The sequence below is a fragment of the Microbacterium umsixpiens genome, from assembly GCF_053543675.1.
In genome coordinates, this window is sequence record NZ_JBLVOH010000191.1 from 1,800 (window position 1) to 14,219 (window position 12,420).

12 protein-coding genes are annotated in these 12,420 nt (G+C 69.1%); 7 read left to right on the forward strand and 5 right to left on the reverse strand.

Annotated features, from left to right (window positions below):
* Positions 1-72 precede the first annotated feature (72 nt).
* Positions 73-1,938 (reverse strand): molecular chaperone DnaK, encoded by a 1,866-nt coding sequence (dnaK, locus tag ACNPM4_RS17220; protein ID WP_105711538.1) that lies wholly within the window; start codon positions 1,936-1,938, stop codon positions 73-75.
* 214 nt (positions 1,939-2,152) lie between these two features.
* A complete protein-coding gene (locus ACNPM4_RS17225; RefSeq protein WP_448986492.1) occupies positions 2,153-3,451 on the reverse strand; it encodes an HNH endonuclease signature motif containing protein in 1,299 nt (432 codons plus the stop codon).
* A gap of 167 nt (positions 3,452-3,618) precedes the next feature.
* Between ACNPM4_RS17225 and ACNPM4_RS17230 the strand changes: the two genes are divergently transcribed.
* Positions 3,619-4,419: a MerR family transcriptional regulator gene (locus ACNPM4_RS17230; RefSeq protein ID WP_448986493.1), complete on the forward strand. Its 801-nt coding sequence runs from the start codon at positions 3,619-3,621 to the stop codon at positions 4,417-4,419.
* 19 nt (positions 4,420-4,438) lie between these two features.
* Positions 4,439-5,110 (forward strand): hypothetical protein, encoded by a 672-nt coding sequence (locus tag ACNPM4_RS17235; protein WP_448986494.1) that lies wholly within the window; start codon positions 4,439-4,441, stop codon positions 5,108-5,110.
* Positions 5,111-5,143: 33 nt separating this feature from the next.
* Here ACNPM4_RS17235 and ACNPM4_RS17240 read toward each other — a convergent pair whose 3' ends face one another.
* Positions 5,144-5,605 (reverse strand): DUF3817 domain-containing protein, encoded by a 462-nt coding sequence (locus tag ACNPM4_RS17240; protein ID WP_091031939.1) that lies wholly within the window; start codon positions 5,603-5,605, stop codon positions 5,144-5,146.
* A gap of 154 nt (positions 5,606-5,759) precedes the next feature.
* On the opposite strand from ACNPM4_RS17240, the gene ACNPM4_RS17245 reads away from it, so the two are divergent.
* Positions 5,760-6,677, forward strand: coding sequence for a helix-turn-helix domain-containing protein (locus ACNPM4_RS17245; protein ID WP_448986495.1), 918 nt, complete (start codon positions 5,760-5,762; stop codon positions 6,675-6,677).
* Between the two features lie 39 nt (positions 6,678-6,716).
* Here ACNPM4_RS17245 and ACNPM4_RS17250 read toward each other — a convergent pair whose 3' ends face one another.
* Entirely contained in the window at positions 6,717-7,913 is a 1,197-nt protein-coding gene (locus tag ACNPM4_RS17250; RefSeq protein ID WP_448986496.1) for an MFS transporter, read from the reverse strand.
* 261 nt (positions 7,914-8,174) lie between these two features.
* Here ACNPM4_RS17250 and ACNPM4_RS17255 point away from each other — a divergent pair, with 261 nt between their 5' ends.
* The 4 genes from ACNPM4_RS17255 to ACNPM4_RS17270 all read left to right on the forward strand — a co-directional run bounded on the left by ACNPM4_RS17255 (position 8,175) and on the right by ACNPM4_RS17270 (position 12,034).
* Positions 8,175-9,023: a serine protein kinase RIO gene (locus tag ACNPM4_RS17255; RefSeq protein ID WP_372467595.1), complete on the forward strand. Its 849-nt coding sequence runs from the start codon at positions 8,175-8,177 to the stop codon at positions 9,021-9,023.
* A 54-nt stretch (positions 9,024-9,077) separates the two neighbouring features.
* Entirely contained in the window at positions 9,078-9,596 is a 519-nt protein-coding gene (locus tag ACNPM4_RS17260; protein WP_448986497.1) for a DUF3253 domain-containing protein, read from the forward strand.
* A gap of 78 nt (positions 9,597-9,674) precedes the next feature.
* The gene (locus tag ACNPM4_RS17265) at positions 9,675-11,081 is read left to right on the forward strand and encodes an MFS transporter (protein ID WP_372467596.1); all 1,407 of its coding nucleotides are present in this window, start codon (positions 9,675-9,677) and stop codon (positions 11,079-11,081) included.
* 35 nt (positions 11,082-11,116) lie between these two features.
* A complete protein-coding gene (locus ACNPM4_RS17270; protein WP_372467598.1) occupies positions 11,117-12,034 on the forward strand; it encodes a cation diffusion facilitator family transporter in 918 nt (305 codons plus the stop codon).
* A gap of 12 nt (positions 12,035-12,046) precedes the next feature.
* On the opposite strand, the gene ACNPM4_RS17275 is transcribed toward ACNPM4_RS17270, so the two are convergent.
* On the reverse strand, positions 12,047-12,420 hold a 374-nt coding region (locus ACNPM4_RS17275), incomplete at its 5' end, for a MarR family winged helix-turn-helix transcriptional regulator (protein ID WP_197021028.1).

Sequence of the window (12,420 nt, forward strand, 5' to 3'; positions counted from 1 at the left end):
CATCTGACCCCTCGCTGCGACCTTCGGCGGACTCAGGAAACTGGTTCTCGTCGAAGTTCTTGTCCGTCATGATTACTTCTTCTCGTCCTCGTCGTCGACGACCTCGGCGTCGATGACGTCTTCCTCGGAGGAGGGAGCGTCACCGGCCGGGGCCTCGCCCTCAGCCGAAGCGCCGGCTGCGGCATCCGCCTGCGAGGAGGCGTAGATGGCCTCGCCGAGCTTGGACTGGGACTGGTTCAGCTTGTCGAACGCGGTCTTCACGGCCTCGTCGTCTTCGCCGGCCAGCGCCGTCTTGAGCGCGTCGACGTCGGCCTTGACCTCGGTCTTCACGTCTTCGGGCAGCTTGTCGTCGTTCTCGGTGATCAGCTTGTCGATCGAGTACGCGAGCGTCTCGGCCTGGTTGCGGACCTCGGCGGCCTCGCGGCGCGCCTTGTCCTCGGCCGCGTGCTCCTCGGCCTCGCGCACCATGCGCTCGATGTCTTCCTTCGACAGCGAGGAGCCGCCGGAGATGACGATCGACTTCTCGGTGCCGGTGCCCTTGTCCTTGGCGGACACGTGCACGATGCCGTTGGCGTCGATGTCGAAGGTGACCTCGATCTGCGGGATGCCACGGGGAGCCGGAGCGATACCCGTCAGCTCGAACGTGCCGAGCGGCTTGTTGTCGCGCGTGAAGTCACGCTCACCCTGGAAGACCTGGATCGCGACGGACGGCTGGTTGTCGTCTGCCGTGGTGAAGGTCTCGCTGCGCTTGGTCGGGATGGCCGTGTTGCGCTCGATGAGCTTGGTCATCATGCCGCCCTTGGTCTCGATGCCGAGGCTCAGGGGCGTGACGTCGATGAGGAGGACGTCCTTGCGCTCGCCCTTGAGGACACCGGCCTGGAGCGCGGCTCCGACGGCGACGACCTCATCCGGGTTGACACCCTTGTTCGCGTCCTTGCCGGTCTCGCGCTTGACGAGCTCGGCGACCGCGGGCATACGCGTCGATCCACCGACGAGCACGATGTGGTCGATCTCGGAGACCTTGATGCCGGCTTCGCGGATGACATCCTCGAACGGCTTCTTGGTGCGGTCGAGCAGGTCCTTCGTGAGGTCCTCGAACTTCGCGCGGGTGATGGTCTCGGAAAGCGACACCGGGCCGGACTCCGTCAGCGACAGGTACGGCAGGTTGATGCTGGTCGAGGTCGAGGAGGAGAGCTCCTTCTTCGCCTGCTCGGCAGCTTCCTTGAGACGCTGCAGGGCGATCTTGTCACCCGAGACGTCGACGCCCGTGGTCTCCTTGAACTGCTTGATCAGGTAGTCGACGAGACGCTGGTCCCAGTCGTCTCCACCGAGACGATTGTCACCGGCGGTCGAGCGCACCTGGATCGTGGAGAAGTCGTCGTCCTTGCCCACCTCGAGCAGCGACACGTCGAAGGTTCCACCACCCAGGTCGAAGACCAGGATGAGTTCGTCTTCCTTGCCCTTGTCGAGGCCGTAGGCCAGAGCGGCCGCGGTCGGCTCGTTGATGATGCGCAGGACGTTGAGGCCCGAGATCTCGCCGGCCTCCTTGGTGGCCTGACGCTCGGCGTCGTTGAAGTACGCGGGGACCGTGATGACCGCGTCGGTCACCGTGTCACCCAGGTACGACTCGGCGTCGCGCTTGAGCTTCATGAGGATGCGCGCGGAGATCTCCTGCGGCGTCCACTTCTTGCCGTCGACGTCGAAGCTCCAGTCGGTGCCCATGTGGCGCTTGACGGAAGCGATCGTCCGGTCGACGTTGGTGACGGCCTGGCGCTTCGCGGTCTCACCGACGAGCACCTCCCCGTCTTTGGTGAAGGCCACGACCGAGGGGGTCGTGCGGAAGCCCTCGGCGTTGGCGATGACCTTGGGCTCGCCACCCTCGAGGACGCTGACGACGGAGTTGGTGGTTCCGAGGTCGATACCGACAGCACGTGCCATGTGTTCTCTCCTTTGTTGGAAGTTTCGTGAACTGGATGTTCGTTGTGGTGCGGAAATCTGCGGCGATCAGGGAAACCTGAGTCGCGATGGCTCAACTGTACGCTCGAGCATCGACCGTGTCAAATCAACTTGATACGAGTCGACTCAACTTTACGGAACACGCGTCGGGGAGCCCGCTGCGCACCGCCTCGAGTCGACGCTTCGGGGCCTGCGATCAGAAGGGCGCCGGGGCGTGCTCCTCCACGAAGGTGACCGTGTTCTGAGGCTGCTCCCGATCGACGTAGACCCTGCCCGTCGGACTCGTCCAGGCATAGGCGCCGTCGCCGAGCACTTCGACGACCCACGGCGAATGGTGTTTGAGCACGTGATGGCGGCGGCAGAGGTGGCCCAGATTTCTCATGGCGGTCGGCCCGCCGCGGGCGGCATCGTGATGATGGTCGATGTCGCAGTCGCGAGCCGCATACCCGCAGGTGGGGAATCGGCAACGTTGATCCCGTGCGCGCAGAAGCCGTTTCAGTTCGGAGCCGGGCCGATAGCGATCGACGGCGAGGAGCGCCCCCGTGATCGGGTGGGTGAGGATCCGATCCCACCCGGACGCGGCACCCGCAAGAGCTTTCGCCGTGCCGGTGTCGATCGGGGTACGCCCGTCGAGTTCGGCCGGAGTCGTACCGTGCCCCATCAGGGTCGTGACCGGAACGGTGACCGAGACCGAACCGCGGATCGCGGCAAGGAGGCCATCGGGGGTGTCGTGCCCCGCCGGAGCGCCGGTGAGCAGCAGGTCGAGTGCGAGATCGGCGCGGAGTTGCGCGATGGTGCGCTGATCGACGTCCTCCCGCTCCGAAGACGCAGGCCGCTGCTCCGGAGATTCCGACTCCTGCACGCCCTGCGCCATCTGCGTCAGTCGCTCGAATGCGCCGTGCACGAGCGCGGCGGGGCCGAGCAGCCCGAGCCGGGACATGCCGTCGCCGACGTCTTTCACCCACACCGACCGCTTCTCCCGCGCATCCTTGTGCCGCTCGTCGACCGACCGGGACTGGAACCGCTCCGCGACTCGCCGACCATGCCGCGACACCCGGTTCGGCGATTCCGATTCGGCGAACGGCACCATCTCGGCGGAGTATGCGTCGCGATCGGCCGCGTCTTCCAGATGCTCTGCCGCATCGCAGATCGCCCGCGCATGTGCGGCACTGATGCGCCCGGCCCCCTGAGCCGCCCACACCAGCGGGAAGCGCTCCACCCGCCACACCGCCTCCGACATCCGCGCCTGCACCGTGCGGTCGCTCACCCGGAGCGCCGCCGCCATCTCTGCCGCGACCGTGCGGGTGGTCAGATCGCCGAAATCCGGATGCTCCGCCTCGTCGGCCACCTGCAGCGCCAGCCGGGAACCGACCGCGAGCACGCCATCACGCGCGGCCTGCAGACTGCTGATCGTGCGCTCCAACCCGACGAGCATGTCGGTGAGCTCGGCGAGCGTCGCCATCTGCTCGACCGTCGCATCCACCAGTGCTGCCATATCTCGAGTCAATCAGGGGCCACCGACATTCAAAGTGCCAGATCAGGCCCACAAAACGAAATACCGATATGCGGTCACGGGGGTCCCGCACACCGCCGCGAAATCGATCGACACATCCCGGACGCGATACTTGACCCTGACACTGTGGCAGACGGGAGAACAGAGACATGTTGTCCATCGGAGCGTTCGCGCAGATCGGCCAGGTGACCCACCGCATGCTGCGGCATTGGGACACGGCCGGCCTGCTCGTCCCCGCCCACGTGGACGAGTTCAGCGGCTACCGCTCCTACGACCCCTCGCAACTGGATCGTCTGCATCGGATCGTCGCCCTGCGTCAGCTGGGCTTCGGACTCGATGACATCTCGGCGATCCTCGACCGGGGAGTCGACGCCGATCGCATCGCCTCCCTGCTGCGGATCCGCCGCGCGGAGGTCGAGCTGGAGCACCGGGTCGCCGCAGAGAGACTCATCGACGTGGAGCGGCGCCTCCACCTCATCGAGAAAGAGAACCACATGTCCCCGATCGAGATCGTCGACAAGCCCCTCCCGGCCGTCCGCCTCGCCGCCATCCGCACCGTCGTCGCCGATCAGTCGTCCGTCGCCGCCGTCGTGGGCCCGTCGTTCGACGCCGTGGCGGCGATCATCGGCGACGAGCACTCGCTCTCCACTCCGATCGCCCAGTACCAGACGCTCGACGACGGCCTGCAGGTCGTCGTCGGGTACACGTACTCCGGCCCCGCCCGCGACGGGTTCGAGATCATCGAACTCCCGGCCGCGAACGAAGCGGTGTGCGGCATCCACCTCGGGTCGATGGACCGCATCGCCGAGAGCTGGCACGGCATCCACACCGAGATCTTCGCCCGCGGTCTGGTGCACGACGGGCCGTGCCGAGAGCTCTACGTCCGCGCCGTGTCGGACGACCAGTCGGACTGGGTCACCGAGCTGCAGCAGCCCGTCCGACGCGCCTGAAGTGGCTAGGCTGACGGGCATGATGTGGACCGCCTCCGCCACCCGCCGCCTCGGCACCGCCGCCGCCATCGTGACGCTCGCGATCCTGCCCCTGAGCGGATGCCTGTACGCGCAGATCCCCGCAGCAGATCCCTCTGCGGCGCCGTCGCCCGGCGCGGAGACCGACGGGACGGACGCCCCGGAAGGCGGCACCCCCAGCACGACGCTGACCTTCGAGGAGGGCCTCGACCTCGATCCCGACACCTACATCGAGTGGGGCGACGGATTCATCGCCGACGAGCAGTGGGAGACGATCTCGCCCGACGACGGCAACGGCGGCTGGACGTACGGCACGGCAGACGGCACCTGCACGGTGCGGTTCTGGCAGGGTCACATGACCGATGTGCCCGTCGTCGACGGCGATGACAGCGCGTCGTCCGATGCGATCCTCGGCGTGCTGCTGGAGACCCCGACGGCCGACATCACCCCCGTCGCCACCACCGGCGAGTTCAGCTACATGGCGGGCGGCAACGGCGGCGTCGAGATGCGTCAGGTCAGCGCGGTGGAGGGTTCTCGGTCGTGGCTCATGGCCGCCCGCGCGTTCACGCAGACCGGAGTCGGCCTCTACACGATCGTCGACTGCATGGCCAACGACGCGGAGAAGATCATGGACGCCGTCACCGACGCGAACGCGGTCGTCGTCACGCCCTGATCGCCACGCCGACCGGGCTCACTCCGGGGCGGCTCACTTGCCGCCGGGAGGGCCGACCAGCAGCAGGATGACGTACAGCGCCACGATGCCGACGGCCAGCAGCAGCGCCAGCACCCACGGCCGCCGCAGGAACCACCGCATCAGCCGGTCGTACCAGCGACGATCCCGCGGGTCATCCGTGGCCTCCAGGCGCCAGGCACCGTCGAGGCGCCCGGTGCGGTGCAGCCAGATCTCCATCGGGATCGTCGCGTACGGGATCACGGCGCTGACCACCGCGAGCACACCGACGCCGAGGTGCCAGCGCTGGTTCAGCGCGACCAGGATGGCCGTCGCCGCGTAGGCCAGGAACACGAATCCATGGATGCCGCCGCCCACGGTCACCACGACCCCGGGGGCGCCGACGGCACGGGCGATGATCGCGGCGATCAGGATCGTCCAGGTGATCGCCTCCGCGATCGCGAGAACTCGGAACAGGCGGTCGGGGGTGCGGAACACGGAACTCCTCGGGTGGGGGTCCTCCCACCGTATCCGGCCGTCATCGCCGTCGAATCAACCGAATGGTTGAGAACGTCGGAGCGATGCGACCTGTTTCGCGCCTCGAAGAAGTCGGATGCGGAATAGCGGACGCGACGGAGGCGTTGCCGAAGGCATGGTGACAGTGGACGCAGACGCGATCTCGCAGGTGCTCGGCGCCGTCGACCTCCGCGTCGGCGTCGGCCGTCGGATGTCGCTCGCCTCCGGCACACTGTTGCCGATCCCGACCGGCGCCATCACCCTCGTGTACATCGTCGAAGGCGGCGTGCACGGGCATCCGCCGCTCGGCGACGGCTGCCGCCTCGACGTCGACCCGGACTCGCATCGCCTCACCCTCGACCCGAACAGCCGCCGCGACCTCCTAGTCGCGGGCGACGCGTTCCTCACCCTCGGTCGCACACCGTTCGCGCTCGAGGCCCGGGGCGACACGAGCATCATGATCGCCGAGATCGTGCTCGCGGATGCGGCGTCGCCGCTGCCCGCGCTGCTCCCGCCGTTCCTCACGGTCACCGGGTTCGACGCGGTCGAGCCGGCCGCCGCCGCCCTGGCCCTGAACATGGGCCTCGTCGATCACACCGTGCTCCCGGCCCGTCCGGGCGACCCGGTCATCTGCCGCATGATGGCGACGACCGTGCTGCTGTCGGTCATCCGCGCCTGGGCGGCGAACGGCTGCGCACCGGCTGGCTGGCCGTCTCTGTCGAACGATCCGTTCCTCGACCGCGTCGTCGACGCCATCCATGAGGAGCCCGGCCGCGACTGGACGGTCGAACGCCTCGCGGCCATCGGCGCCATGTCGCGGTCGACGTTTGCCGAGCGGTTCCGCAACGCCGTCGGCCGCTCCCCCGCGGACTACGTCACCGAGGTCCGGGTGGATGCGGCCAAGCGGATGCTCGAGGCCGGACGCAGTGTCTCGGAGATCTCCCGCGAGCTGGGCTACGCCTCGGACGAGGGGTTCAGCCGGGCGTTCCGCCGCCGCACCGGGCTGACCCCCACGTCGTGGCGGATGGCCAACCGGATCCCCGTCTCCGCCTGACGCCGTCCCGCCCGTCCCCACCCGTCACGGGCACCCTCGTCAGGCGCGGCTGCTGACCCGGTTGGACACCCCGAAGAGCACGGCACCGGCGAGCAGCGCGGCCGCACCGAGCACGTAGACCAGCTCGACGTTCAGGGTGTCGACGAGCAGCCCGCCGACGCCGGCCGCGAGGGTGATCGCCCCCTGGAAGCCCACGACCACGAGGCTGCCGCCGGCTTCGAGCCGATCCGGCATCCGGTGTCCGACCCAGGTGTTCGCGACGATCAGCCAGGACGAGAAGAAGAAGCCCCACACCACCACCACGATGCCCACACCCAGGATCGACCCGGAGAACAGGATCATCGAGATCACGGACACGGCGATCACCAGCGGGGCGAACACCGCGAAGAACGCGAACGTGCGGTCGATGACGAGCCCGATCGTGATGTTGCCGAGGAGGCCGCCGACGCCGAAGAGCGCGAGCAGCACCACGATCGTCGAGGCGTCGACCTCGGGGATGCGCTCTAGCGCGAGACGCACGTACGTGTAGGCGAGGAAGTGCCCGAGAACCACGAGCACGTGCCCGACCATGCCGAGTCCGATGCCCGGCCGGCGCAGCGTGTCGACGAGCAGGCGCAGGCTCGACGCGCGCTCGGCCGGAACCGAGGGCAGTGCGAATCGCAGGACGACCGCGAGCACCACCATCAGCCCGCCCGCGATGGCGAAGACCATCCGCCAGTCGACGAGCTCACTCAGCATCACGCCCAGCGGCACGCCGGCCACGGTCGCCAGCGAGACACCGGCGGAGGTGAACATGACGCCGCGACCGAGGTTCGCAGGCCCCGCGAGGCGGGCGGCGACCGTGATCGACATCGCCCAGAACGCGCTGATCGCGGCGCCCAGCAGGAAGCGCGCCAGCAGCACGATGATCAGATTCGGCGAGATCGCCACGATGAGGTTCGACACCGCCGCGGCGAGCGCCATCCACACCAGCAGCGACCGCCGGTCGAGGCGCGGGAAGATGAGCCCGATCGTCGGCGCGACGACGAGGCCGACGAGGGCCGTGACAGTGACGGTCTGCCCGGCCTGACCGGGAGTGACGCCGAGGCCGTCGGCCATCTCCGTCAGCACGCCGTTGGGGAGGAACTCCGCCGTGACCAGCAGGAATCCCATCAGCATCAGCACGATCAGTCCGCCGTAGCGGATGCGGGTGACGGCCGAGGCCGGCACGGTGGGGACGGGCGCTGTGATGGTCATGGTTCCACGCTCGCAGCATCCGGATGCCGTCGCCCGATCAGGCGTCCGCCGCTACCGACCGATCGTCCGAGTCCCGGAATCCTGGACACGGAACCGACGCACGCCCTATGCTCGACGACGCACCGGGAAGCGCCCGGGAAGCCCGAGCGGAAGGAGCTGAAGACATGAACACGGTCTTTGTCGCGCTCACCGCCGACCACCTTCCCTTCGAGGCCACCCGCTCCTGACCCTGGCGTGGCCTCCTGCTCCCGGAGCCACACCTTGTCTGATCACTTCACTTCCTCATTCGACTCCCTCGAAACCGAACTCTCCTTCGCCGACGTCGATCCCGGCGAGGGGCAGCGCTGGTCCACCTGGCCCGCGATCACCCCGTCCGAGCGCGGCCCCCAGCCGTGGCCCGCGTGGGTGGTCACCTCGGCGGGCGCACTCGACACCGAACGCGGCATCCTCAAGACCGGCAAGGAGGCCGACGTGTTCCTGCTCGAACGCGCGGTGCCGGACGACCCGAGCCAGCGCACGCTGCTCGCGGCGAAGCGCTACCGCAGCGCCGAGCACCGCAGCTTCCACCGCTCGTCCGTCTACACCGAGGGCCGCAGCACCCGGAACACCCGCGACACCCGCGCCCTCGCGAGGAAGTCGGATCACGGCCGCGAGGTCGCCGCGGCGCAGTGGTCGTTCGCCGAGTTCGAGGCGCTGTGCCGGATGTGGGAGCTCGGCGCCCCCGTGCCCTACCCCGTGCAGGTCAACGGCACCGAGCTGCTGATGGAGTTCCTCGGCGATGCCGACGGCACGGCCGCGCCCCGACTCGCCCAGGTGCGCAGCGACCGCGCCGAGCTGCAGGAGTACTACGTCCAGGTGGTCGATCTCATGCGGATCTTCGCCGCGGCCGGCTTCGCCCACGGCGACCTCTCCGCGTACAACCTGCTCGTGCACGAGGGGCGGGTGCGGGTGATCGACCTGCCGCAGATCGTCGACATCATCGCGAACCCGCAGGGGCTCGATCTGCTGCACCGCGACTGCGTGAACATCTGCGACTGGTTCACCCGGCACCGCGTCGAGTGCGACGCCGAGGAGCTGTTCGCCGAGATGCTCGCCGCGTCGTACGCGTGAGCGTCGCTCGTCAAGGGTCTGGAGCGGTCGCTGCGGGCCCGAGACACTGTCGGCATGGCGGAGCACGAGCGGGACGCGGCGCACGAGCGGGACGACGGCCCGGAGCGCACCCCCGACGGCCACCACATCATCGTGAACGGACGGCGGTGGCGCGCATCCGATCCGTCGATCCCCGATGCGCTGCGCCAGGAGCTGGTCGACGAGCTGATGGCGGCCCGGCGCGCGGTGAAGGCGTCGAAGCCCGACGCCCGGCGCCGGGTGCAGGACGCCAAGAACGCACTCGGCGAACGAGGCGCCCCCTGGTGGGAGGCGCGCTCCGGCGACGCCTTCGACGAACGCATCGCCGCGGCGATCCGAGCGCTCACCCGCAAGCGGTCGGACTCCTCGATCTGCCCCAGCGACGTCGCGCGCGCGGTCGGCGGCGAGGGCTGGCGCGCGCGCATGGACGACGTCCGACGCGTCGCGGCGGAACTCGCCGCCCGCGACGAGATCGTGGTGACGCAGAAGGGCGAGCGCGTGCGCATCGACGAGACCCGCGGCCCGATCCGCATCCGGCGCGGCCCTGCGCTCTGACCCGTTCGAGGATCACGCACGATCCGGCGTGCGGCGCGCCGTCACCGGGCGTTCACCGTGGGCCGCCAGACTTCCCCCATGAGCGAACCCGAATCTCGCCAGGGCGTCCCCGAGCCCGTGGCGACCGCCAACAGCGGCGCCGTGGCCGTCGTCGGACTCGACCTGCGCGGCGAGACGCCGGCCCCCAAGAAGCAGGTGTACTCCTGGGCGCTGTGGGACTGGGCGACGCAGCCCTTCAACACCGTCATCCTCACGTTCGTGTTCACGGCGCTGTACCTCGTCGGGGAGGGATTCCTCCCCGCGGACGTGGCAGCCCTCGACAAGAACGACCAGGTGCGACTGGCCGCCGAGGCGGACCTCGCCTCCGGGCTGGGGCTGGGCTCGACCATCGCCGCGTTCGGCATCCTGCTGCTCGCTCCGGTGCTCGGCCAGCGGGCGGATGCCGCCGGGCGCCAGAAGCTCTGGCTCGGGATCGGCACCGGAGCCCTGATCCTGTGCATGCTGGGCCTGTGGTTCGTCGAACCGACGCCGAGCCTGTTCTGGCTGGGCGTCGCCCTGATCTCGGCCGCGACCGTGTTCCAGGAGATCGCCGCGGTGAACTCCAACGCGATGCTCATCGGCATCGCGAACCCGAAGAACGTCGGACGCATCTCGGGCCTCGGGTGGGGCTTCGGCTACCTCGGCGGCATCATCGCCCTCGTGATCGTGGTCGTGCTCGACACCTTCGACTGGTTCGGCATGTCGACCGACAACGGCCTCGCCTATCGACTGATCGCCGTGGGATGCGCCGTATGGGCGATCATCTTCAGCATCCCGATCTTCCTCAACGTGCCGGAGCCGTCGCTCGGCCGCCCGGAGCGCAAGGTCGGTTTCTTCGCCTCCTACCCGCTGCTGGTGAAGGACGTCGCCGGGCTGTACCGCAACGAGGAGACCCGGCCCACCTTCTGGTACCTGCTGGCGAGCGCCGTCTTCCGCGACGGGCTGGGCGGCGTGTTCGCCTTCGGAGCGATCATCGGCACGGCCGTGTTCCACTTCGAGGCGCAGGACATCATCATCTTCGGTATCGTCGCGAACCTGATCGCCGGCGTCTCCACGATCGCCGCCGGCCGGCTCGACGACCGCCTCGGCCCGAAGCGGATCATCCTCGCCTCGATCGGCTCGATGATCGTCGCCGGTCTCGCGGTCTTCTTCCTGCGGGACGCCGGGTCGATGGTCTTCTGGATCGGCGGCCTCGTCCTGTGCGCGTTCGTGGGTCCGGCGCAGGCGGCGGCACGCTCGTTCCTCGCCCGGGTCACCCCCGCCGGCCGCGAGGGCGAGATCTTCGGCCTCTACGCCACGACCGGTCGCGCCGCGAGCTGGATGGCCTCCGGCGCCTGGACGCTCCTGATCGTGCTGACGAGCCAGACTGCCTACGGCATCCTCGGCATCGTGATCGTCTTGATCGCCGGCTTCCTGCTGCTGCTCCCGGTGAAGGCGCCGCGCTGAGTCGTGCACACCCGCGGCGGGAGTAGCCTGACCGCGTGACCGTGATCCTCGCCTTCCTCGCCAACATCCTCGTCGCGGTGGCGAAGACGATCGCGGCGATCATCACCTCGTCGGCATCGATGGTCGCCGAGGCGGCGCACTCGTGGGCGGATGCCGGCAACGAGGTGTTCCTCCTCATCGCCGACCGCCGCGGCGCGAAGACCAAGGATGCGCGGCACCCCCTCGGCTACGGACGCAACGCCTTCGTGTGGTCGCTCATCGCCGCGTTCGGGATCTTCACGGCCGGATCCATCGTGTCGATCATGCACGGCATCCAGGAGCTGTCCGACACGGGCCCCGTGGAGAGCCCGATGGTGGCGTACATCGTGCTCGGCGTCTCGTTCGTGCTGGAGGGCGCGTCGTTCACACAGGCGATGGTGAGGTCCCGGCGCCTGGCCAAGGAACGCGGATCGTCGACCTGGGACTTCGTGCTGGAGACGAGCGACACGACGCTGCGGGCCGTGTTCTTCGAGGACTCCGCCGCGCTCATCGGCTTGGCGATCGCGGCCGGCGCGATCGCGATGCACCAGATCACCGGCGTGGCCGCGTGGGATGCGATCGGCTCGATCCTGGTCGGCGTGCTGCTCGGCGTCGTCGCGATCATCCTGATCCGGCGGAACATCGCGTTCCTGGTCGGCGCCACGGCGGCGCCGAAGCTGCGGGCCCGCGTCGGCACCGCTCTGCTGGGGCTGGACGACATCGAGCGCGTCACCTACCTGCACATCGAGTACGTCGGGCCGAACCGGCTGTTCATCGTGGCCGAGATCGACCTGGCCGGCGACGCCCGCGAGCACGATGTGGCCCGCCGGCTGCGCGACGTCGAACGGCGGATCGAGGCACACGAAGCCGTCGAGACCGTCGTGCTGTCGCTCTCGGTCGACGACGAGCCGTCGCTCGAGTTCGCGCGCGCCTAGGGCGCAGCCGGTTCAGCGCTGCCAGTTGTCGGCGAGCTTGTTCAGCAGCCGGGCGAGCTCGACCCGCTCGTCGTCTGTGAAGGAAGCGAGCGCGGTCGTGAGCATCTCGCGACGCTCCCCGCGCATGCCGCGGGCGAGCCTGCGACCCTCGTCGGTGAGAGCGATACGGGTGCGTCGCGCGTCGTCGGGGTCGGCCTCACGGCGCACGAAGCCGTGATCGACGGCCTGTTGCACGAGCCGTGAGGCGCGCGGCTGATCGACGCCGATCGCGATGCCGAGATCGCTGACGCTGAGCGGAGCGGATGCCGCCGCCAGCGCCTCGAGCAGGCGCATGCGAGCGGGTCCGCCGAGACGTCCCGACGGGTCGGCCATCCAGGGCGGCATGC